This is a genomic window from Marinovum sp. E3, from assembly GCF_055755275.1.
The window spans coordinates 1-21,506 of record NZ_JBVTQV010000002.1 but is presented as its reverse complement, the minus strand read 5'-3'; the positions used below and the strand labels follow the sequence as shown (position 1 = coordinate 21,506).

Annotated in this window: 26 protein-coding genes; 13 read left to right on the top strand and 13 right to left on the bottom strand. The window is 66.7% G+C overall.

The window, feature by feature from the left end; all coding sequences use genetic code 11:
- The first annotated feature begins 79 nt into the window (after positions 1 to 79).
- On the top strand, positions 80 to 1,063 hold the full coding sequence (locus tag AC0J5K_RS17600) for an MBL fold metallo-hydrolase (protein WP_274565377.1): 984 nt from the start codon (positions 80 to 82) through the stop codon (positions 1,061 to 1,063).
- Between the two features lie 8 nt (positions 1,064 to 1,071).
- Here AC0J5K_RS17600 and gspD read toward each other — a convergent pair whose 3' ends face one another.
- The 5 genes from gspD to gspG are packed head-to-tail and all read right to left on the bottom strand — an operon-like array spanning position 1,072 to position 5,216.
- Complete coding sequence (gspD, locus tag AC0J5K_RS17595; RefSeq protein WP_048534315.1) at positions 1,072 to 3,003, bottom strand: type II secretion system secretin GspD; 1,932 nt, start codon at positions 3,001 to 3,003, stop codon at positions 1,072 to 1,074.
- Positions 3,004 to 3,012: 9 nt separating this feature from the next.
- Complete coding sequence (locus AC0J5K_RS17590) at positions 3,013 to 3,921, bottom strand: type II secretion system protein N (RefSeq protein WP_074839293.1); 909 nt, start codon at positions 3,919 to 3,921, stop codon at positions 3,013 to 3,015.
- Between the two features lie 13 nt (positions 3,922 to 3,934).
- Positions 3,935 to 4,267 (bottom strand): type II secretion system minor pseudopilin GspI, encoded by a 333-nt coding sequence (gene gspI, locus AC0J5K_RS17585; protein WP_053083396.1) that lies wholly within the window; start codon positions 4,265 to 4,267, stop codon positions 3,935 to 3,937.
- Positions 4,264 to 4,734: a type II secretion system protein gene (locus tag AC0J5K_RS17580; RefSeq protein ID WP_048534313.1), complete on the bottom strand. Its 471-nt coding sequence runs from the start codon at positions 4,732 to 4,734 to the stop codon at positions 4,264 to 4,266. The genes gspI and AC0J5K_RS17580 overlap by 4 nt, the downstream gene beginning before the upstream one ends.
- The gene (gene gspG / locus AC0J5K_RS17575; RefSeq protein ID WP_083416155.1) at positions 4,731 to 5,216 is read right to left on the bottom strand and encodes a type II secretion system major pseudopilin GspG; all 486 of its coding nucleotides are present in this window, start codon (positions 5,214 to 5,216) and stop codon (positions 4,731 to 4,733) included. Before gspG ends, AC0J5K_RS17580 begins: the two co-directional genes overlap by 4 nt.
- 106 nt (positions 5,217 to 5,322) lie before the next feature.
- Between gspG and gspL the strand changes: the two genes are divergently transcribed.
- From gspL to AC0J5K_RS17540, 7 genes are all read left to right on the top strand, one after another.
- Positions 5,323 to 6,468 carry a type II secretion system protein GspL gene (gspL, locus tag AC0J5K_RS17570; RefSeq protein WP_473009889.1) on the top strand — a complete coding sequence of 382 codons (1,146 nt, stop codon included), beginning with the start codon at positions 5,323 to 5,325 and terminating at the stop codon, positions 6,466 to 6,468.
- Entirely contained in the window at positions 6,465 to 6,923 is a 459-nt protein-coding gene (gene gspM, locus AC0J5K_RS17565) for a type II secretion system protein GspM (RefSeq protein ID WP_074839298.1), read from the top strand. The genes gspL and gspM overlap by 4 nt, the downstream gene beginning before the upstream one ends.
- Positions 6,920 to 8,386, top strand: coding sequence for a GspE/PulE family protein (locus AC0J5K_RS17560; protein WP_048534308.1), 1,467 nt, complete (start codon positions 6,920 to 6,922; stop codon positions 8,384 to 8,386). Before gspM ends, AC0J5K_RS17560 begins: the two co-directional genes overlap by 4 nt.
- Positions 8,387 to 8,389: 3 nt before the next feature.
- The gene (locus AC0J5K_RS17555) at positions 8,390 to 9,598 is read left to right on the top strand and encodes a type II secretion system F family protein (protein WP_074839304.1); all 1,209 of its coding nucleotides are present in this window, start codon (positions 8,390 to 8,392) and stop codon (positions 9,596 to 9,598) included.
- A 65-nt stretch (positions 9,599 to 9,663) separates the two neighbouring features.
- On the top strand, positions 9,664 to 10,731 hold the full coding sequence (locus AC0J5K_RS17550) for an ABC transporter substrate-binding protein (protein WP_274565378.1): 1,068 nt from the start codon (positions 9,664 to 9,666) through the stop codon (positions 10,729 to 10,731).
- Positions 10,728 to 11,258 (top strand): type II secretion system protein GspJ, encoded by a 531-nt coding sequence (locus AC0J5K_RS17545; protein WP_274565379.1) that lies wholly within the window; start codon positions 10,728 to 10,730, stop codon positions 11,256 to 11,258. Before AC0J5K_RS17550 ends, AC0J5K_RS17545 begins: the two co-directional genes overlap by 4 nt.
- Positions 11,255 to 12,112 carry a type II secretion system minor pseudopilin gene (locus AC0J5K_RS17540; RefSeq protein WP_274565380.1) on the top strand — a complete coding sequence of 286 codons (858 nt, stop codon included), beginning with the start codon at positions 11,255 to 11,257 and terminating at the stop codon, positions 12,110 to 12,112. Before AC0J5K_RS17545 ends, AC0J5K_RS17540 begins: the two co-directional genes overlap by 4 nt.
- A 60-nt stretch (positions 12,113 to 12,172) precedes the next feature.
- Here AC0J5K_RS17540 and AC0J5K_RS17535 read toward each other — a convergent pair whose 3' ends face one another.
- Positions 12,173 to 12,385, bottom strand: coding sequence for a hypothetical protein (locus AC0J5K_RS17535; RefSeq protein WP_139211515.1), 213 nt, complete (start codon positions 12,383 to 12,385; stop codon positions 12,173 to 12,175).
- Positions 12,386 to 12,400: 15 nt separating this feature from the next.
- The gene (locus AC0J5K_RS17530) at positions 12,401 to 13,945 is read right to left on the bottom strand and encodes a DUF4331 domain-containing protein (protein ID WP_048534300.1); all 1,545 of its coding nucleotides are present in this window, start codon (positions 13,943 to 13,945) and stop codon (positions 12,401 to 12,403) included.
- A 146-nt stretch (positions 13,946 to 14,091) separates the two neighbouring features.
- On the opposite strand from AC0J5K_RS17530, the gene AC0J5K_RS17525 reads away from it, so the two are divergent.
- Positions 14,092 to 14,538, top strand: coding sequence for a prepilin peptidase (locus tag AC0J5K_RS17525; RefSeq protein ID WP_074839313.1), 447 nt, complete (start codon positions 14,092 to 14,094; stop codon positions 14,536 to 14,538).
- Positions 14,539 to 14,554: 16 nt separating this feature from the next.
- Here AC0J5K_RS17525 and AC0J5K_RS17520 read toward each other — a convergent pair whose 3' ends face one another.
- The 3 genes from AC0J5K_RS17520 to AC0J5K_RS17510 all read right to left on the bottom strand — a co-directional run bounded on the left by AC0J5K_RS17520 (position 14,555) and on the right by AC0J5K_RS17510 (position 16,338).
- Positions 14,555 to 14,941, bottom strand: a complete 387-nt coding sequence (locus tag AC0J5K_RS17520) for a nuclear transport factor 2 family protein (RefSeq protein WP_274565381.1) — start codon at positions 14,939 to 14,941, stop codon at positions 14,555 to 14,557.
- 78 nt (positions 14,942 to 15,019) lie between these two features.
- Complete coding sequence (ygiD, locus tag AC0J5K_RS17515) at positions 15,020 to 15,853, bottom strand: 4,5-DOPA-extradiol-dioxygenase (protein ID WP_274565382.1); 834 nt, start codon at positions 15,851 to 15,853, stop codon at positions 15,020 to 15,022.
- Between the two features lie 59 nt (positions 15,854 to 15,912).
- Entirely contained in the window at positions 15,913 to 16,338 is a 426-nt protein-coding gene (locus AC0J5K_RS17510; protein WP_274565383.1) for a DoxX family protein, read from the bottom strand.
- A gap of 165 nt (positions 16,339 to 16,503) precedes the next feature.
- Between AC0J5K_RS17510 and AC0J5K_RS17505 the strand changes: the two genes are divergently transcribed.
- From AC0J5K_RS17505 to AC0J5K_RS17490, 4 genes are all read left to right on the top strand, one after another.
- On the top strand, positions 16,504 to 17,400 hold the full coding sequence (locus tag AC0J5K_RS17505) for a LysR family transcriptional regulator (protein WP_274565384.1): 897 nt from the start codon (positions 16,504 to 16,506) through the stop codon (positions 17,398 to 17,400).
- A gap of 136 nt (positions 17,401 to 17,536) precedes the next feature.
- Complete coding sequence (locus AC0J5K_RS17500) at positions 17,537 to 18,223, top strand: phosphatidylserine decarboxylase (RefSeq protein WP_274565385.1); 687 nt, start codon at positions 17,537 to 17,539, stop codon at positions 18,221 to 18,223.
- Positions 18,220 to 18,993 (top strand): CDP-diacylglycerol--serine O-phosphatidyltransferase, encoded by a 774-nt coding sequence (gene pssA / locus AC0J5K_RS17495; protein ID WP_048534292.1) that lies wholly within the window; start codon positions 18,220 to 18,222, stop codon positions 18,991 to 18,993. Before AC0J5K_RS17500 ends, pssA begins: the two co-directional genes overlap by 4 nt.
- The gene (locus AC0J5K_RS17490) at positions 18,994 to 19,617 is read left to right on the top strand and encodes a class I SAM-dependent methyltransferase (protein WP_274565386.1); all 624 of its coding nucleotides are present in this window, start codon (positions 18,994 to 18,996) and stop codon (positions 19,615 to 19,617) included. It begins immediately after the preceding gene.
- A gap of 21 nt (positions 19,618 to 19,638) precedes the next feature.
- Here the strand turns inward: AC0J5K_RS17490 and AC0J5K_RS17485 are convergent, their stop codons facing one another.
- From AC0J5K_RS17485 to AC0J5K_RS17475, 3 genes are all read right to left on the bottom strand, one after another.
- On the bottom strand, positions 19,639 to 20,340 hold the full coding sequence (locus AC0J5K_RS17485) for an RES family NAD+ phosphorylase (RefSeq protein WP_074839324.1): 702 nt from the start codon (positions 20,338 to 20,340) through the stop codon (positions 19,639 to 19,641).
- Complete coding sequence (locus AC0J5K_RS17480) at positions 20,337 to 20,726, bottom strand: MbcA/ParS/Xre antitoxin family protein (protein ID WP_048534288.1); 390 nt, start codon at positions 20,724 to 20,726, stop codon at positions 20,337 to 20,339. Before AC0J5K_RS17480 ends, AC0J5K_RS17485 begins: the two co-directional genes overlap by 4 nt.
- Before the next feature lie 84 nt (positions 20,727 to 20,810).
- The gene (locus AC0J5K_RS17475; protein WP_420398590.1) at positions 20,811 to 21,506 is read right to left on the bottom strand and encodes a GntR family transcriptional regulator; all 696 of its coding nucleotides are present in this window, start codon (positions 21,504 to 21,506) and stop codon (positions 20,811 to 20,813) included.

Genomic DNA, 21,506 nt, shown 5'->3' with positions numbered 1-21,506 from the left:
TATCGGCGTTTGCGCGGGCGCGGCCGTGTGAAATTTACGCGGGCCTGTGGTATCCTGTCCCCGTCAGGGAGGGATCACCATGGAACTGAAACCTGTAGATGCCTGCGACGTCCTCGTTCTTGTCGACAATGTCAGCGATATCCTATCGACGGTCCCGGACAATGTTACGGCGGAAATTCCCAATGTTCTGCGCGCCGGCGCGCAGGAATTGTCGGGGCGGTGCCTGTGCTGCGCACAATGGGGGCTGTCGCTGATCGTTTCGGCCCGGTCGGGGGACACGCAACGAACGATGCTCTTTGATTCCGGGCCCGAAGATTATGGCGTCGACCGGAACAGCAACCGGTTGGGCGTGGATCTGGCGGTGATCGATGCGGCGGTCTTCTCGCATGGCCACTGGGATCACGTCGGCGGCATGATCGCGGCCTTGCGGCTCATTTCCGATGCCAAGTCCGGCGGCACAACCCCGATCTACGCCAATAGGGGCATGTTTGTCGATCGCGCCATGCAGCGCGCCGACGGCAGCCTTCTGCCGTTTGCCAAGGTGCCCTCGACCGAAAAACTCGAGGCGGCCGGCGGACAGGTGTCGTTGAACGATGATCCACAGCTGCTGTTGGACGACCTGTTCTACCTCAGCGGCGAGATCCCGCGGGTGACGTCATACGAAAAGGGGTTGCTGGGCCAGGTCCGGCTTGCCGCCGATGGCAGCTGGCAGCCGGATGAGCTGATCCTCGACGAACGCTTCGTTGCGGTGCATGTCCGAGATCGCGGCATCGTGGTTTTCACCGCCTGTTCACATGCCGGCGTGGTCAATGTGCTGCACCACGCCCGCGAGGTCTTTGACCCGGTGCCGCTTTACGGCGTCATGGGCGGATTTCACCTCTCCGGCCCCTATTGCGAATCCATCATTCCGCAAACCGTCGAGGACCTGCGCCAGTTCGACTTGCAGATTTTCGTGCCCGGGCATTGCACCGGCTGGCGGGCAACCCACAAGCTTGTCGAAGCATTTGGCGAAAGCCGGGTCGTGCCGTCGGCGGTGGGCCGGCGTCACATGTTCGCCGCCTAGACCGGCGCTCAGTACAGCCCGTCGATCTCCAACGGGATCCGCTTGACCTTGCGCGATTTCAACAGATTGCGCGGCAGTTCGTCGGCATCGGCCTTGCGCAGCCGTTGATAGCGCTTCTGCGCCACGTCTTTCATCTTGTATTCGCTGTCGATCACCGTCGGCCGCATGAAGACAAACAGCGTGCGGCGGGTCTGCTGACGGTTCTTCGAGCGGAACAGACGCCCCACCAGCGGCGCATCCCCCAGCCCCGGCACCTTGCTGTCGAGCGCCTGGCTGTCATCGGTGATCAACCCGCCCAGCACCACCGTGCCGCCATCGCGGGCCTGCACCGTGGTTTCGATCACCCGTCGGTTGGTGATCAGATCGGCGGCGCCCTGCACGTTGGTATTGACCAGCGACGACACCTCCTGGGTGATGTCCAGCCGGACAACCCCGCCGGCAGTGACCCGCGGCAGCACCTCCATGGTGATGCCGACATCGCGGCGTTCGATGGTGGTAAAGGGTTCGGCGGTATTGCCGTCGGTGGCGAAAGAGCCGGTGCGGAACGGCACGTTCTGCCCCACCACGATCGACGCGGCGCGGTTGTCCATCGTGGTGATCGACGGCGTCGACAGCAGGTTGGCGCGCGAGGATTGCGACAGCGCCTGCACCAGGATGCCGAAATCATCGACCGTGCCGGCCAACGTCAGGCCAGAGGCCAGCGCCCCGGCCGGCGCCACGCCAAGCGCGGTCAACACCGCCGAAAGCGGCGCACCGCCGCTGTCGAAGGAGGTGCTGGCAAAGACCCCCTGCGGCAGATCCGGCCCGATGCCAAGCTGGGTGCCGATCCGGTCGGCGACCTCGCCCGAGACCTCGACGATTGCCGCCTCGATCACCACCTGCGCCCGCCGCTTGTCGAGCGCGTCGACGAGTTGCGTCACCTCGGCGACCTGGCGTTCCGTGCCGCGGATCACCACCGCGTTGGTTTCCGGCGAGGGCTGCACCGAAACCTCGGTAACCGCCCCGGGCTGCACCGGCGCGCCCGAGGCCTCGGCATCGGCCACCGGATTGGCCAGATCGGCGCCGCCGCGGATCGTGTTGGTGACGATCTCGGCCACAGCTTCGGCATCGGCGAATTTCAACTGATAGATATGAGTGCGCAACACCTCTTGCGGGCTCGAACGCGGCGCCCGGTCAAGGCTCTCGGCCAGCAGCCGGATTTCGGTGAGTTCGGCATCGCTGCCGCGCACCAGAAGCGCATTGGCCTGCGGATCGACCGAGATCCGCGCACCGGTGCCGGCCGAGCCAAGCACTTCGGTGATCGCCGTCGCCACCGTCGCGGCCTCGGCAAAGGTAAAGCGGACCACCTCGGTCTTGAGGCTCTCGGGGCTGTCGAAGGTGGCGGCGATGGCGGCGATCCGGTCGACATTGGCACGGGCGTCGGACACGATGATCGCATTCGGATCGCTCAGCGCCTCGATATAGCCGCTCTCGGCCACCAGCGGCCGCAGCACCCGCACCGCCTCCTCCGAGGGCAGACGGTCGAGCGGCAGCAGCCGGGTCACCACATCCTGCGAACCGGCCTCGTTGGCGCCGCTCAGCGTGCCGCCTTTGGCGCGGGCCTCGGCCTCGGGGATCACCTCCCAGATGACGCCGCTTTCGACGGCGGTAAAGCCGCGCACCCGCAGGATCGACTGAAACAGCGCCCAGACCCCGGCCCGGGTCAGCGGTTCGGCCGAGACCACGGTGACCGGCCCCTGAAGCCCCGGATCGATGACCAGGGTACGGCCGGTGATCTCGGAGACCTGTTCGGCAAGAACGGTGATCTCGGTATTGCGAAGGTTGACGACGAAGGTCTCGCCATCGTCCTCCTGAGCCATCAGCGGCCCACCGGCGAGCAGCGCCACGACCAAGGTCGAGACAAGCGCCACCGCGTAAAAAACCTGCCAGACTGCCCGCATTGCCTTCCCTTATCTCAGCGAGAAGGTCATCAGCAGCGTTTCTCCTGAACGCTCGACTTCCAACCGTGCCACTCCCGCCGCTGCTACTTGGTCATAAAGTTGGCGGTCTTTGTCAATGTTACCGACCGCTTGACCGTTAAGCCGCGTGACAATGTCACCCGGTTGCAACCCTGCCAGCGTCACCCCGATGTCGGGATCGGGCTTGATGCGATAGCCGCGGTCGGTGCGTTCGACGCCGATGGTCTCCATCACCTCGGCCGGGTCGCGCTGTATGCGGCCACGCCACTTGTCGATGTAATCGTCGATGGTTTCCGGCGGCGGCGCCTCGCGCAGATCGAGCGAGCCGCGCCCGGCAGTCAGCGAGGCGGCCAGCCGCGCCAGCGGATCGTTCGGCGCCTCGGCAACCTCGGTGACATCGGCCGTCGGCGGGGCGGTCTGGCCAGCGATCAGGTCGTCGCGGATAAAACCGTCGAATCCCAGCTCGTGCTCGGTGCCGTCTATCTTGAGAATCACCGAAGCCGCCAGCACGTCGGTCAGCACAACGTCGTCTTCGACGCTCTCGCCGATGCGATAGGCATTGGTGTCGGTGCCATCGTAGATAAAGGCCCGCGACACCGCCTTGTCGGCATAGGCGAGGATGCCGCGCAGGGCGAAGTTCACCTTGGTCGGCGCCGGTTTCGCCGGGGCGTCGCTCTCGGCCACCACCCGGTCGGGCCGGCCAAAGGGGGCAAAGGCGAGGATCGCGCCGATATCGGGCGCCACCGCAGAGCCGGTGTCGAGCGGGCGCAGGATATCCGCCGGCAGGGTCGAGACCCGCGCAAGGCGCAGCCAGCCGCGCTCGTTGGCTTGCCAGCCCAGGCTGGCCAGGGCGGCGGCAAAGACAAGGGCGGTCATGGCCCAGAGCTGTCTTGCGGTCATGTCGTTCCCTTTCCTACCAGGTATAGCCGCGCAGCACGACGCCGCCGCGCGCGCCCTCGACCGTCACGATCCGTTCGGTAAGGCCGGCGTCGGTCAATGTCCGCTCGGCCTCGGTCACCGCGGCCCGGCGGCCAAAGACCGCATCCCAGGCCGGCTGCACCTCGAGCCCGAGATGGCGCGCCGCCAGCCGGTTTTCGGCCACCCAGCGCAGGGTGACCCGGTCTTCCAGCCCGGCGATCCGGCCGGTGTGATCCTCGACCACCCCGAGAAGCGCCACCGCGCCGGTGGCCAGAACTGCCAGCGCAACCAGCGTCTCGATCAGGGTAAAGCCGTCGTCACGCCTCATGTGCCGGCCTCCAGCATTGCCGCGAAGCCATCAAACCGCAACACCGCCGGGGCGCCGCCACGCAGGGTCAGGCGCAGCGGCCCGTCCTCGGGGGGCAGCAGCTCCGGGGTGATGCTGAGCGTGCCCTCCCCCTCGAGCGAGACGCCGCCGGGAAAACCGTGCCGCGCCGCCAGCACCGGCGCCGGATGCGCCTGCCAGCCGTCATCCTCCCAGACCTCGAAAACGTAACCCGTCGGATCCCAGAGCATCCGCACCGGCGCCAGCGTCTCGAGGCTGGCATCCACCGCCCGGGTCAGCCGCGCCTGCAACAGCCGCGCCTCGCGGGTGGCACCGGGCGCCTCGGTGCCCCGTGGGATCGCCAGCATCGCCGCCCCGACTGCCGTGCCGATGATCGCCAGCACCACCAGCGTCTCGATCAGGGTGACGCCCGCGTCGGGGCGGCGTGTCTGGGGGGCCGTCCGGGTCATTTCGCGCTCACTTGCACTCCATGTGCGATATCCGCGTTCACGCCGTCGCCACCGGTCTGGCCATCGGCGCCGAGGCTGATGAGATCGAAGGCCCCGGTTTCGCCCGGCGAACGATACAGGTAGTCGTTGCCCCAGGGATCGGCCGGCATCGCCGCCAGATATCCGCCCTGCGCCCAGTTCTGCGGCACCGGCGCCGCCGTCGGCCGCTCGACCAGCGCCGCCAGCCCCTGCGCGGTCGAAGGATAGACCCGGTTGTCGAGCCGATAGAGTTCCAGCGCGCTGGCGATCGAACGGATGTCGGTTTCGGCCACGGTGACCCGCGCCTCATCCGGGCGGCCAATGACATTGGGCACCACCATCGCGGCCACCACCGCGATAATTACCAGCACGACCATCATCTCGATCAAGGTGACGCCGGCGTCGGACGCCCGGCCCGGGCGGCGCTTTGGTCTGCGGCGACGCATATTGAGCACTACAAACATGCAACTTTTCTCCCCGATAAGCGTATCTATAATTGGGTGTTAGAAAAACCGTGCGGAGGAGATACAGTAGAGCATAGCACGCTCGAAGGGTGGAGAGAACCGAAAAATGCTGGCTTCACAGGACGTTAATCCTGAAATCTCCGTCAATCCGGCGGCCGATGAAGCTATGCCTGCCGCCGCTGGCGGCTCCGGGATCGGCATTTCCCTGCCGCGCACCATCCTGCCGGACGCAATAATTTCAAAGCGATTGCACGGCAAAACTGCATTCGTAATTCCAGCACTCAGCGTCACGTTGCATACGGTGCATTTGCCGGTGCGCGGACAGGCACAAAAGCTCGCGGCGTTGCCCTATGCGCTCGAGGAAGACATCGGCCGCCCCGAGGCCGAAATCCATCACGCGCTCTGCGGGGCGTCTGCCGATGGCGCCATGCTGGCCGCGGCGGTGTCGCGCGAGGCAATGACGCTGGCCGTCGATGCCGCGGACGGCGCGCTGGTGACACCGGAACATTTCCTGTTGCCGGTGCCGGCGCCCGCCGAGGGCGAGGGCGGCGGCTGGATCGCCTGGCGCGAGGGCGATCTGGTGCTGGTGCGGGCCTCGGACGGCACCGGCTTTGGCGCCCGGGCCGACATGCTGGCGGCACTCTGGGCCGCTGCCAGCCGACCGGCGATCGACAGCTATGGCGCCGCGCTGCCCGCCGGTCTTCCGGCGCAGCGCCGCAGCGTCGAGGATCTGCCGGCGCCGGGCCCCTTGCCCAATCTGCGCCAAGGCGATTTCGCCCCGCCGCAACGGCTGCGCGCGCCCGCCATCGCGCTGGCGCTTACCCTCCTGCTGGCGCTCGCCGGGCACCTCGGCCTCGCCTTTGCCGATCTTCAGCGCCAGCGCGCCACCGTCGAGACCCTGCGCGCCGAGGCGTCCGAGCTTCTGGCCCGCAATGTCCCCGGCGCCCGCGTCACCGATGACCCCCGGCTGCTCTATCGCCGCCTGGCGGCAGGCGGGCAGGAGGCGCCCGGCTTTCTCGCCGTTCTGGCGCGGGCGTCAGAGGCACTGGCGGCGACGCCGGTGCAGCTCTCCAATCTCAACTGGTCGGGCCGCGACGCAGCGCTCACCCTCGAGGCCGAGGCCCAGGGAATCGACGTGTTGCAGGCCGCCGAAGCCGCCCTGCGCGCCGCCGCTCTCGATGTGGCTGCCGGGGCCGTCACCGCCGGCGGCGGCAGCGCCCGCATGACCCTGACCGTGAGGAGCGCACAATGATCTCCGCTTTCGCTTCGCTCTCGCGCCGCGAACGGCTGCTGATCGGACTGGCCGCGGTCGTGCTGCCGGCGGCCTTGATCTGGCAAATGCTGTGGAAACCGCTCGAGGCCGAACGCGCCGCCACCGCGGCCGAGATTGCCCGCCTCGACGCGCTGATCCATGTCGCCGCTCAGGCAAATACCACCGCCAGCCAGGACAGCGCCCCGGTCGATACGCGCCCGCCCAGCCAGCGCATCACCCAGAGTGCCGCCGCCGCCGGCATCGCCCTCACCCGGCTGGAACCGGAGGGCCGGCAATTCCGCGTCGCGGTATCGGAGCTGCAATTCGACGATGCGCTGCAATGGATTGCCGCCCTGCGCGACGAGCACGGGTTGAAGGTGGCCGAGCTTGACATGGCTCGCCGCCTGACCCCCGGCGCCGTAACCCTGACCCTTGCGCTGGAGCCGCTGCAATGACCGCCCGCCTCGATTATGGCTTTGCCCGCCGCCACGGCGTGATCCTGCTGGACACCGACGACGGCGCGCCGGAATGCGCCCATCTCGCCAAGGCGCCGCTCTCGGCACTGCTCGAGGCGCAGCGCTGTGCCAACCGCGCCATCGCCTTTCGCCAGATCGACGCCACCGCCTTCGACACTGCGCTCTCGGGGCTCTACAGCAATTCCGCCACCCAGGCGGCGCAGATCGCCGCCGAGGATGACACCGATCTGACCGCGCTGGCCGAGACTGCCGCCTCGGTCGACGATCTGCTCGATCAGAAGGACGATGCCCCGGTGGTGCGGCTGATCAATGCGCTGCTGCTCGAAGCGGTCAAGGAAAACGCCTCTGACGTGCATATCGAGCTGGAAGAAACCCGCCTCGTGGTCCGGCTGCGGATCGACGGCACTCTGCGCGAGGTTCTGGAGCCGCGCCGCGCGCTGGCGCCGCTCTTGACCAGCCGGCTCAAGATCATGGGCAAGCTCGACATCGCCGAAAAGCGTCTGCCGCAGGATGGCCGGGTGTCGCTCAAGGTTGGCGGCTATGCGCTTGACGTGCGGATCTCGACCCTGCCGTCGCAATATGGCGAACGCGTGGTGCTGCGACTGCTGGACCGGGGCCAGACCCGGCTGGGCATTCCCGCACTGGGCCTGTCCGAGGATGACCGGGCGCGCTTCGAACGGATGATTTCTTCGCCCGAAGGGCTGGTGCTGGTGACCGGGCCGACCGGTTCGGGCAAGACCACGACGCTTTATGCCGCGCTCTCGCATCTCAACGACCGGGCGCGCAATATTCTGACGGTCGAGGATCCGATCGAATATGCCATGGACGGGGTCGGCCAGATGCAGGTCGAGGCCAAGACCGGGCTGACCTTTGCCCGCGGGCTGCGGGCCCTGCTGCGGCAGGATCCCGATGTCATCATGGTGGGCGAGATCCGCGATGCCGAAACCGCCAAGATCGCGGTGGAATCGGCAATGACCGGCCACCTCGTCCTGTCGACCCTGCACACCAACACCGCCGTCGGCGCGGTCTCGCGGCTGCTCGACATGGGGGTCGAACGCTATCTGCTGGCGCCGATGCTGCGCGGGCTGGTGGCGCAGCGGCTGGTGCGCCGGCTCTGCCCCGACTGCCGCGAACCGCACCCGCTCAGCGCCCGTGATGCGGCACTGCTGGGCCATGCGATGCGGGAAGGCGCGCCGGCCTATCACGCGCCGGGATGTGACGCCTGTTCGCAAGAGGGCTATCGCGGCCGGCTGCCGATCTACGAGGTGGTCGAAGGCACCACGACCCTGGAGCAGATGATCCACGATGGCGCCTCGGAGGCCGATCTGATCGCCGAGGCCCGCCGCGCCAGCACCAGCATCCTCGACGACGGCATCGCCAAGATCAAAGCCGGGCTGACCAGCGCCGAAGACGTCGCCCGCGCCGTGCGGGACAGGGTCTGACCGATGTCGGCCTTTCTCTATACCGCCGTCGACCAGGCCGGCAAACGTTCCAAGGGACTGCTGGACGCCGCCAGCGCCGCCGAGGCCCGCGCCCAGTTGCGCGCCCGCGCCCTGCTGCCGCTCAGCGTCGAGGCGACGCGGGCGCGCGCCGGTGTCAGGACCTCGCTGTTTCGCCACAAGCTGTCGCTGCGCCGGCTGACGCTGATCACCCGGCAACTCGCCACGCTGATCGGCGCCTCAGTGCGGATCGACGATGCGCTGCGCATCACCGCAGACCAGCAGGTCAAGCCGCGCGACGCCTCGTTCCTTCTGAACCTGCGCAGCGCGGTGCAGGACGGTCAGAGCCTGGCCGATGCGCTGGATGCCGAACCGGCCAGTTTCAGCCCGGCGTACCGCGCCTCGGTGCGCGCGGGCGAACGTGCCGGGCGGCTGTCGGACGTGATGAACCAGCTCGCCGATCATATCGAGGCGCAATCGCGCAATCGCCAGAGCATCCAGCTGGCGCTGATCTATCCGGCGCTGCTGGCGGTGGTCTCGATCGGGGTGATCCTGGCGCTTCTGGGCTTCGTGGTGCCCGATATCGTGCGGGTCTTTACCGCCCGCGGCGCCGATCTTCCGGCGCTCACCCGCTCTCTGATCGCCCTGTCCGAAGGATTGCAACGGTTCGGCCCGATGATCGCCGCCATCGCCCTGCCGCTTGTTCTGGGCACGCTGGCGCTGCTGCGCCGGCCAGGGCCGCGCGCTGCCTGGCACCGGCTTTTGGCCACCGGGCGCCTGACCCGACGGCTGGTGCAGCGGGTCAATGCGGCGCAGTTCACCGGCACCCTGGCGATGCTGTTGCAAAGCGGCGTGCCGCTGGCCGATGCGCTGCGCGCCGCCGCCGGCACGGTGTCGAACCTGCATTTGCGCGCCCGCATCGCCACCATGACCCGCGAGATCGAGGATGGCGCCGCGCTCTCTTCGGCGGCAAAACGCGCCGGCATCTTCTCGCCCATGTTGATTGCGATGATTGCCAGCGGCGAGGCCGGCGGTACGTTGGGGGCAAGCCTCGACCGCGCCGCCAGCGATCAGGCGCGCGAGCTCAAGGCCTCGGTGGCGACGCTGGTGGCGCTGGTCGAACCCGGCGTGCTGCTGGTGATGGGCGGCATCGTGATGCTGCTGGTGTTGGCCATCCTGATGCCGATCATGCAGCTCAATTCGCTGGTCGGATGAGGCCGCGCATGGCCCCGCCACCTTCGATCTGATAGCAAGGCCGCAACCCCTCAGGAAAATCCCGAATGCCCGATCCCCTTCGCCCCTCCCGCCGCCGCTTCCTCGCCCTGACCACAGGCTTTGCCGGGCTGGCGGGCTGTGCCTCGCTCGACGGGCTGGGCGAAATCGGCGGCACCACCGAGGGCCCCGGCAAGGCCGCCATCTTGCTGCCGCTGACCGGCGAACAGGCGCAGCTCGGCAAGCGGCTCGAGGCGGCGGTGCGGCTGGGGGGCGGCCCCGGCATCGGCATCGAAATCCGCGACAGTGGCTCGTCGCCCGATACCGCCGTCATCGCCGCCAAGGCCGCCGAGGCGGCCGGCGCCAACATCCTGATCGGCCCGGTATTCTCGGCCCAGACCAAGACGGTGGCCGCGGCTGTCAACATCCCGATTGTCACCCTGTCGAACGACACCACGCTGGCCGGTCGCAACACTTTTGTCTTTGGCGTCACCCCGGCACAATCCGCTCGCGCGGTCTTTGCCCTCGCGGCACAGCGGAATATCCGCGAAATCGCCCTCGTCGCCCCGCCCGGACCGCTTGGCGCCCGCAGCGCCGCCGAGGCGGTGCCGATCGCCCAGGCGCTCGGCATCACCCTGCGTCCACCGGTCATCACCGACACGCCGGGCACGGCGCTGGCCGAACTGCAAGCCGGCGGCGGCCTGCCCGACGGCGTCTACCTGCCTTCGGCCGGGGCCAGCCTGATCCCCTTCGCCGAAGCCCTGGCGGGTCAGGACACGCGGATCCTCGGCTCCACCCAATGGGCGGCCCGCGATCTCGAAGCGGTGCGCGCCCTGCGTGGCGCCTGGTTCGCCGCCCCCGATCCGCTGCGCTTCGCCGCGTTTACCCGCGCCTATGAAGAACAGACCGGCGAGCCCGCCGGCATCATCTCCGGGCTCGCCTATGACGGGGCCGAACTGATGCGGATACTGGGCCAGACCGGCAAGCAGACCCAACGGGGCCTGACTCGAAAGGAGAGCTTTACCGGTGTCCTCGGCCCCTATCGCTTCCTCAGCTCGGGCCTGGTCGAACGCGGCCTCGCGGTGCTCGAGGTGGGCGCAGGTGACATCAACCTGATCGGTTCCACCTCGATATGAGGCCGCGCCCAGACGCCGGCATGACGCTGATCGAAATGCTCGTGGCGCTGGCGATTCTGTCGGTGATCGGCGTCGCCGGGTTGACCATGCTCGACACCACCCTGAACGTGCAGCGCCGCACCGAAGGCCGGCTTGACCGGATCGAGGAGATCGACCGCGCGCTGACCGTGCTGCGCCGCGATCTGGCCACCGCCGCACCGGGCTTTGCCGTGCTGGACGAGGACGGGCTGACTTTCCTGCGCGCCACGACCGACGCTCCGCTTTCGCTGCGCATCGCGCTGGCGGAGGGCACCCTCACCCGGCAGGTGCATCGCGGCCCCGAAACCCCGCCGCAGCACCTTCTGACCGGCGTGCGCGAGGCCCGCTGGCGGCTGCTCGACGGCGCCCGCCGCTGGCAGACCGCCTGGCCGGAGCCCTCGGCCAGCCCGCGGGCGGCGGAACTCACGCTGCGGCTCGAACTCCCGCAGCGGGGCGAGGTGGCCGAAGTCACCCGGCTGTTTCCGATGCCGGCGGGAGCCACCCGATGAGGCGCGGCGAGGCGGGGGTCACCCTGGTCAATGTGCTGGTGGTGCTGGCAATCACGTCGGGGCTGGTGGTGTTGTTGCTGCGCCAGCAGGAAGACGGCCAGGACATCGTCGCCCGCCACGCCGCACTGGCGCAGGCCGAACAGATCGCGCTTGGCGCCGAGGCTTCGGTGCTGGCGGCGCTGCGTCGGGATCTCGACACCGGCCCGGAGGAGGATCACTTTGCCGAACCCTGGGCCGGCGTCATCCAGGAGGAGGTCGCGTTGCCGGAAGGACGGTTCTCGGTGAAGGTGCGCGACCGTCAGGCGAAATTCGATATCAATCTCCTCACCGCGCCGGCCGTCGGCCCGCAGACGCTGTTCCAGCGCCTCGCCACGCGGCTCGACATCGACGCCGCCGAAGCCCGGCGCATTGCCGAACTCGTGGCCCTGCTCGGCGCGGTCCGCGACCTCTCCGATCTCGAAGCCCGGGGCATCGCGCCGGATACGCTGGCCCGGCTCGCGCCGCATGTCACCGCCCTGCCGGTGCCGTCGACGATCAACCTCAACACCGCCGACCCGCTGCTGATGGAGGTTCTGTTCCAGAACCCCGGGATCGCCTCGCAGTTGCTGTTCCGCCGCCGGTCGCAGGGCTTCGTGTCCCGCAAGTTGCTGACCGATCTTGGCGCGCTGCGGCCCGGGCTGACTGGTTTCGGCTCGCATGCCTGGGAGGTCGAGATCCTGGCCGAGAGCGGCGCCGCGCGGGTGCGGCTTCTGAGCCTGATCCAGCGGCGCAACGATCTCGAGGGCAAGGCGGTCGCGCTGATCTCGCGCCGGTTCGACGCGCCGCTGCCGACTGAGGCGCCGGCCGAACCATGAAAAACCCCCCGCGCCGGGGCGCGGGGGGTCTGGCCTGACGGATCAAGGGGGGCTGTTCCGTCAGGGATTGAAAGGCGTCTTCTTCGGCGTCAGCTTCAGATTAACGCTTTGCGCATCAACAGGCGTGGAATTGCGGATCTGATTGAAGGCATCCACAAAGGCCTGTCCGAGGGTGGCAATGCCCCTGGGGCTGTCGCCGCCTCCGCCATCGCCTTCACAGGCGGCGAGAAGCAGCACGGCACCAAGTGCCACGCAGGTGAGTTTACGTCTCATCATCACTCACCCCGCTCAATTCTCGGCGCCGGGAAGCGGCGTGTTCAGATAGGGGAACACGGCCTGCATCTCGGTCGCGTCGATTGGCGCCCCGTCGATGAACGGCTCGTCACCCACCGGCGCATCCGACGGCTGGCAATAGCCGAGGTTGACGAAATCGCTCGGCTGGTCTTCGACCGCACCGGCAACGCCCAGTTCGGCGCCCAGCGGCACATCGTGACACAGCGCACCCATCGCCACGCGCAGCGCGACATCGACCACGTCATCACCCGGACGGCGACCATTGGGGAAGCCGGCAAGGTCTTCGGCCACAACGCCATAGGGGTGTTGCGCGCTTTGTGGTGTCGGCGGCACGGCGGTGTTCAGCCGCAGCATTTCCGACGCGGTTACCGTGGCCTGTTGGTTGAAGCCCGGCAGACCGGTGAGGAAGGTGGCGACAAGGTCATCGCGCGGAATGTTCGACGGTGCGATATTGCTCGAGGCACCCAGCGCCTGACGGAACAGGATATCGATCAGTGCCGGCAGCGTCGGGTTGGTCACATAGACTGCCAGCGCGCCGTCTTGGGTGGGCTCTGCCGCGTTGAACAGATCCTTGTCAGGCAGACCGATGACAACTTCGTTGACCAGCGGGTTGGACAGCCGCGATTGCTGCACCCAGGCACCGCCATAGATCGAGGGATCCTCATAGGTCGGCGAGGGATCTTCGATTTCGGCCTGCGGCAGGCTCGAGGTGGTCCAGGCGCCGATCACGCCATTGCCCGATCCGACCAGACAGTCGATCGGCACTTCCAATGCCAGCGAGGTGATGTTGAACCGGTCGACCAGATCGTCATTGGCGCGATCATTGGGGATCGAGCCTTCCAGCGGCACCATGTTCACCAGGTCGAAGATTTCGCCCAGGTTCACCGCAAAGGCCTCTTCGCGCTGGCCGGCAAAGGCACGACCGGGCGTGGCACAGCCGGGAATGTCGATGTCATAGACAAAGCTGTTGGCATAGGCCTCGTAATCGGGAAAGGTCTTTTCGCCGATGTAATCCAGCGGTTTGACAAAGGTGTCATTGCCGCCCGAGGTGATCGATCGGATGGTCCCGGAACGGCGGTCGCCGGTGACGACGTTGAGCGAATACCGCTCCTGTTCGTTCACCGTGGCATCGCCGGCGCCGGACACCTGCCCCGCCGTCTTCAGCGGAATGGCGACATCGACATTGCCGATGGTCAGCGCGATGCCGTTGCCGCCGGCGCCCAGCATGTTGTCGAAATCGAACTGGAACGTCAGATCTTCGACCGCATCACCATCATTGTCGACGTGGATCTCATAGATCGCATCCTCGTCCATGGTGAAATAGTTCGGGCCACCGTAAGGGGCCTGAAGCGGCTGATAGTTTGCGATAAAGGTCACATAGCCCTGCCGGCCGGGCTCGTAACTGCGAAACATGTAAAAATCAGTACCATCAACCTTGGGTGAATGCGTGATGGCGGGCGCTTCGCGGTGCGAGGCACCCATCGCGCCCGTGGCGGCGACCGCAAGAAGGCTGATTGCCACCCCCGTGCGGATCGTCATATTATTGCTCTTCATAATTCACTCCCTAATAGTTATGGTCCGCTGCGAAACGCGCGGAGGGATGCGCGGGCAAATTGTCGCGCACAAAAAGGCTACGTAGGGCTGCGCAAAAAAGTTTCAAAAACTGCGGGAATTATTTCCGGACTATGCCGCCTGTTCTCGTCAGCCTGATTTCCGATGTCGTTTTGCTGATCTGCCTCGCCGCGCTCGCCTGGATCGATCTGCGCCAATTCCGTCTGCCCGATGCGCTGACCCTGCCGCTTGTGCTGCTCGGCCTCGGTCTGTCGCTCACCGGTCACGGGCCGGCGCCGCTGGATGCCGCGATCGGTGCGGCGGCAGGCTTTGCGGTGTTCTGGGCGCTTGGCGCGACCTATTTCCGCCTGCGGAAGATCGACGGGCTGGGCCTCGGCGATGCCAAGCTGATGGCCGCCGCCGGCGCCTGGCTCGGTTGGCAGATGCTGCCGTGGCTGGTGCTGGGCGCCAGCCTTCCGGCGCTGGTTTTTGCCCTGGTCACAGGTCAGGGCCGCCATGACAGGATCGCTTTCGGGCTCTGGCTCTGCCTCAGTTTCGCGGTGCTGCGTCTCGCGACCTGAGAAGACGCCCGTCGGGTCAGAACAGGCCGTTGTCGTTCTTCGATCCGGCTCCGATGACCTGCAAGACATCCCAATGCTCGATCACCTTGCCGTCGTCATCAAAGCGGAAGATGTCGATACCCGCATAATCCTCGCTGCCCGGCCAGAGCTGATGGCAATGCAGGACAACAAGGTCATCCTCGGCGATGGCCCGTTTGAAGCTGACCGATTTGCCGGGATACTCGGCCGCCATCCGCTCGAAATAGGCGATGAAGGCATCCTTGCCGTCGCCGACATGCGGATTGTGCTGGATATAGACGTCGCCGACATAGCGCTCGATCGCCGCGCGCGGCTGGCACCGGTTGAACATCAGGTCGTAAAACGCCATCGCGTTGGCCTTGTTCTCTGCGGGCGTGGTGGGCATCTCGGGGCTCCTTCTGAGGTATTCTCCGCGCCGAGCATCGGATCGCGGCGGGCGCTGCAAGCGGGGGTCTGGGCGGCGTCAGGCTGCGGTCTGCCGAGGGTGAAAGAGGAACGACCGCATCGAGACCGACCCCAGATCGATCGCATCGGTCATATAGGTCAGATCGTCGTTGCTGTCCGACGCGCCGGCAATGGTCAGCGCCGGCAGGTAGTGATCCACCGTCGGATGCGCCTCTGACAACAGCGGGCCAAGACCCGGGGCATCGGCAAGCGCGGCGAAATCGCGCTCGGTGAGACGGTCGGCGAAGAGCCCGTCGAAGGCCTCGGCGAAATCGAGTGGCGCGCCGCCGGGCCGCATGGCCCGCAGATTGTGCACCACATTGCCCGATCCCAGGATCAGCACGCCGCGATCGCGCAGCACCGACAGGATGCGGCCAATCTCGAGCTGATGCGCCAGACGCGCCTCCATGTCGATCGAGACCTGAAACACCGGCACATCGGCATCAGGGTAGAGGAATTTCAGCACCGCCCAGGCACCGTGATCGAGGCCCCAGCGGTCATCTTCCTGCGCGCGATGGCTCTTGAGAAGGGTCACCACTTCGGCCGCCAGTTGCGGCTGGCCCGGCGCCGGGTAGCGCTCGGCGTAAAGCGCCTCGGGGAAGCCATAGAAATCATGGATCGTCCGGGGCATGGCCGAAACATCCACCAGCGTCGTGCCGCGGGTCATCCAATGCGCCGAGACCACGAGGATTGCCTCAGGCCGTGGCAGGCTCTGGCCGAGGGTCTTCCAGGCGCGACTGAACGCGGTGTCTTCGATGGCATTCATCGGGCTGCCATGGCCGAGAAACACCACCGGCATCCGGGCGCTCGGGGCGAAACGGTCGGCAAGCGACGCAAGGCTGTGGGTTTGCATGGGTTGTCTCCTGTGTGACGCCGGGCCGCCACGGCGGCCGCCCGGCCTTGGCTGCCGGATCAGGCGAATTTGCCGAGGCCGCGTTCCAGCACCGGCAGTTTCAGGGCCAGCGCACCGGCACCGAGCAGCGCGATGGCGCCCTGCGCGACGGCCCAGAACAGCGGGAATTCCCAGCCGCCGCCTTCGTTAGAAAACGTCCAGCCATTGCCCGCATGCGCCCAGATCGCCCCGATCAGGATAGCGATCAGCGGCAGCGAGACCAGCCGTGTCGCCACGCCGAGAATGAGCGCCAGGCCACCGCCCAGCTCGCCAAGGATGGTGAGATAGGCAAAGACCCCGGGCAGGCCGAGACTTTCGAAAAAGGCCACCGTGCCGGGGATTGTGAACAGGCTGACCTTCATCCAGCCATGGGCGATGAAGAGCGCGCCACTGGTGACGCGCAAAAGAAGTGCCGCATAATCGGCCGAGACGGTGTTGGGGGTCATGTCGAGATCTCCGAAAGTTTCGTTGGCAAGGTTGGGCTGGCCGGGCGCGGGGCCCGTCAGCGCGTTGTGATGCAAGGATAAGACTTGCCCCACACCCATGAAATGGCGAAGGTATGGAATGACCATCCACAAAATGTTCTGAATTATGCTGGGAAACTCGCTGCCTTGGATCTGATCGATCAGCTTCGCGCCTTTGTCGCCACCGCGCAGACCGGATCCTTTACCGGTGCGGCAGAGCAGCTTGGCATATCGAACCGGCTGACCTCGAAATACGTGGCCGAGCTGGAGAGGCGCCTGGGCATCCGGCTGTTTCAGCGCACCACGCGCAAGGTCGGGCTGACCTCGGCGGGCGAGGATCTCCTGTCGCGGACACCGGCGCTGCTCGACGATCTCGATGCCGTGCTGAGCGCGGTGTCGGAGACCTCGCGCGGGCTGTCCGGCACGCTGCGGATCTCGGCGCCGGTCACGTTTGGCGAGGTCTATGTCGTCGACATGCTCAGCCGCTTCATCGCGGCGCACCCCAGTCTGACCGTGGATCTGCGGCTGGACGATCGCTACGTCGATCTGGCGACCGAAGGCATCGATGTCGCCTTTCGCCTCGGCCGGTTCGACATGGCCTCGCTCAAGGTCCGTCGGTTGGGCGCGTTTCGCAGCGTGCTGATCGCCAGCCCCGATTATCTCGCACGATATGGCACGCCGCGTCGGCCCGAGGATCTGCCGGATCACACCTGCATCGTCGACACCAACCGCCGCCTGCCCCGCCGCTGGCTGTTTCACGACGCCGGCTCCGAGATCGCGGTCACGGTGACCGGCCGGTTCTTTGTCAATTCCGCCAAGGCCGCCGTCACCCTGGCCGGGCGCGGCTTTGGGCTGGCCTATGTGCCGCGTTTTGCCCTCGGCGCCGCGCTGGAGAGCGGTGAAGTGGTCGCCGTGTTGCAAGATCATGTCGGCGAAAGCGGCCAGGTCGGGGCGGTCTACCTCGAAGGCCGCGCGCTGCCGCGCAAGGTCCGGGCCCTGATCGATTTCGCCGCCAGAGACCTGTCTGGCCGGCAGATCCTCTGATCGCCCACACCCCTGAAATCCGGCGGTTGCGCGCGCGATTCCACGACGCGCTAGGGCCGCGCCGCCCGGAAGACGCTTGTACTCAGGCACAATCACCCTAAAAGAAGGGCCTCGGATTGCCGCGAGGGAAATTGCTATGAACATGCTTGGTACCTTCATCAAGCCGATGCACCCGGAAGGCCTCAAATTTGTTGCGACCTTCGGCCTCATCACCGCCGGCCTGTTTCTGCTGACCCCGATTCTCGGGTGGATCGGCGTCGGGCTGACGGTCTGGTGTTACTACTTCTTCCGCGACCCGGAGCGGGTGACGCCTGACCGGCCCGGGCTGATCGTCAGCCCGGCGGATGGCATCATCTCGCTGATCGAACCGGCGGTGCCGCCGAAGGAACTGGGGATGAGCGACCGGCCGCTGACCCGGGTCAGCGTCTTCATGAACGTCTTCAACTGTCACGTGAACCGGGCTCCGATCGCCGGCGAGATCACCGCGGTCGCCTATCGCCCGGGCAAGTTTTTCAACGCCTCGCTCGACAAGGCCAGCGAGCACAACGAACGCAACAGCCTGTGCATCCGCCTGTCCGATGGCCGGGAAATCGCGGTGGTGCAGATCGCCGGGCTGGTGGCACGGCGGATCGTCTGCTTCGTGGCACCGGGGGCGCAGACCGCGACCGGCGAACGCTTTGGCCTGATCCGCTTCGGCTCGCGGCTCGACGTCTATCTGCCGCCGGGCGTGACGCCGCTGGTCAGCCTTGGCCAGACCATGGTCGCCGGCGAAACCGTGCTTGCCGAACTGCCCGCCGCCGAAGGTGCAGGTGACCCGCAATGAATGCCCCCCGGGGCAAGACCGGCACCGACATGCCGCTGTTACAACTGTTGCCCAATATGCTGACGATTGCCGGTCTCTGTGCCGGGCTGTCGGCAATCCGGTTCGGGGTGGAGGGAAATTATGAGCTGGCGGTACAGCTGATCCTGGCGGCCGGTGTGCTGGACGGCCTTGACGGCCGGATCGCGCGCCTGCTGCGCAGCGACAGCAAGATGGGGGCAGAGCTCGATTCGCTGGCCGATGTGGTAAACTTCGGCGTCGCGCCGCCGCTTGTCCTCTATTTCTGGGCGTTGCAGGACACCCGCGCCGGCTGGATCGCCGTCCTGGTCTTTGCGGTCTGCTGCATCCTGCGGCTGGCCCGGTTCAACGTCAGCAGCAATGCGGATCGCGATGCCGGCATTGGCGGGCCCAGCGCCTATTTTACCGGCGTGCCCTCGCCGGCGGCGGCGCTGCTGGTGCTGCTGCCGATGTCAGTGTCCTTCGCCTTTGCCGGCTCGGCGCTGCTGCCGGATTTCGTTGTCGGCGCGCATATGGTAGTGATCGGGTTGCTGATGATCAGCCGGATCCCGACCTGGTCGTTCAAGACCGCGCGGGTGTCACGCAGGAAGGCCAAGTTCTTTCTGCTGGGCGTCGCCATCGCCGGCGCAGCGGTGCTGACCTATGCTTGGGTTACGCTGGTCGCGCTCTGCCTGGCCTATATCGCAACCATAATATGGTGTCTGGCGACCAAACGGCCGCCAAAACGCGGGCCGGGCACCGAACAGGAGAAGTAAGTGGATATCGAGTCGGTTCAATCCTCATATGCCCGGTGGGCACCGGTCTATGACACCACCTTCGGCGCCGTGACCAATGTGGGCCGACGCCGGGCAGTGGAGTTCATCAACACGCTGACGGGAGCGGTCCTCGAAGTCGGGGTCGGCACCGGGCTCTCCCTGCCGCTGTACAGCGACGATCTACAGGTCACCGGCATCGATTTCAGCGACGACATGCTGGCCAAGGCCCAGGCCCGGGTCGAGCGGATGCGGCTGGACCATGTGGCGGCGCTGCGGCAGATGGACGCCCGCGAGCTCGATTTCCCCGACGAGACCTTCGATACCGTCGCCGCCATGCATGTGCTCTCGGTGGTGCCCGAGCCCGAACGGGTGATGGCGGAAATTTCCCGCGTGCTCAAACCCGGCGGGCGGGTCGTCATTACCAATCATTTCGTGCGCAGCCAGGGGGTGCTGGCGCATCTCGAACGGATCGTCGCGCCCTTTGCCAATACCCTCGGCTGGCATTCCGATTTCGAGATCGAGACCGTGCTGAAAGAGCCGGACCTGGCGCTGGAGGTGCAAAAATCCCTGCCGCCGCTTGGCATGATGACCTTCCTCGTTCTGACCAAGACCAAGGCAAGCTGATCCCGAGGTGCGCCGGCGCCCTCAGGCGACCGCGCGCACCGAATATTCCGGCGTTCCGCCCCAGACCAGATCCCAGGAGGCCCCGGGCCTGACATTCTGGATCGCATTCGGCTCGAAACAGACCAGACAGTTTCCGCCCGGCGACGGCGCCCGGACCGACGGATAGATCAAGCCGCGCGAGCCCTGCCGCCGCAGGCGCTCTGCCAGCGCCTGCCCCTCCGGATAGCCCCGCGCCGGATCCCCCGCCAGCGACGGATGGTCGGGCTGATCGGTGATGTCGTCGAAGCCGCCGATGAAATCCGCCAGCAGTTCGACATACCGCGCGCTGTCCTCGAAACAGCCGGTGTAGCCGAGCTCCCGGGTGCGGTGCCAGGCCACTTCGCTGACCGACACCATGACATCCCAGGCACAATACCAGGCGCCGCGTGTCTCCGAATTGAAGCGGTTGCCGCCGGCGCGGGTATAGGTAAAGGCCGCGTTGACATGGGTGTCGCCATAGATCCGCAGGTCGCGGCTGCGCCGGCGCCAGGCAAGTTCGCGCGGATCGAGATGCGGGTTCCTGCCTCGTTCGGCTTGCAGCCGACCGCTGGTCAACCCCTCGATCTCGGCCAGGATCTCGAATTCATCGTCGCTGTCGACAAGGCCGCGCAAGGCCGGCGGCTTGTGATAGGTGGCGGGCAAGAGACGGGTGAGGCCGCGGTCGGAAATCTCCCGCCGCCTCATGCGCCGCCCCGCAGCGCGTCGAGATAGGTCCGGATGGCAAGGATCTGCGGCAGCCCGCCCTCGATCGCCGCCTCCAGCGGCCGGCGGCCGCCAAACAGCGGCCCGGTGTTCGGCCGTGTCATCCAGGCTCGCGCCAGAGGCTCGGAAAAATAGAGTTCGAGCGACTTGTAGATGCCGATTACCGCACTCAGGCGCAGCAATTGATCCTTGGTCAGATCGCCGGCAAACCCCGGTTTCCGGGCGCGCTTCCAGGTGCTCTCGGACATATCCGCCAACCCGGCGGCATCCTTCTGGCTCAGCCGCCAGTGATCGACGACGCGGGCATAAGCCTTCAACGCGACGGCGTTGATCTCGGCGGGTTCGCGGATACGGTCTGCAACGGCCATCTCATTCTCCTTAGAACCGAATCTATATCATATGACCCAATTGTAAAGCCCATATGAGCTAAACATGCCTGACGGACGGCCCTGTCACTTTTCATTTTCGAAGTATGAAGCGTTGTCTTTGGTTATTTTTTCGAGGGTGGAGTCGAGTCTTTTGAGGTGTTTCATTCCGTTGGCGACGGCGGTTTCGGGGTCTCCTTGGAGGATGGCGTTTGCGATGGCTTCGTGGTCTGCGAGGAGCTGGGGCATGCGGTCCTGTTTGGCGAGGCCGAGCAGGCAGAGGCGGTCGACCTTGGCCTTTTCGGCGGCGATCACCTCGAAGGCGAAGGCGGCGCCGGCGATGGTGCAGAGGGCGTGGTGGAAGGCGTAGTCGAGGGCGCTGAAGCCATGGGCGTCGCCGGCGGCGAGGGCGGCGCGCTGGCGGGAGAGTTCCTGGGTCAGGGCCTGGCGGGCGGCGGCCTGGGTCTCGGCGGCGGCCAGGGCGGCGCGGCGCAGCACCTCGGCCTCGACGGCGGCGCGGACAAAGCGCGACTTCTCGATCTCGCGGGCCGAGAACCGCTTCACCTCGGTGGCGCGCTGCGGCCGGATCAGCAGCAGGTCGAGATTGGCCAGCCGGGTGAAGGCATCGCGCACCGGCTGGCGCGAGACGCCGAAGCGGGCGGCGATCTCGGCCTCGGAGATGCGGTCGCCGGGGCGCAGGCGCAGGGCGTCGATCTCGGCGCGCAGGTGGTCGAAGATCTCGTCGACGGCGGTGCGCCGGTCGCTGGACAGGCTGTGTGGCAT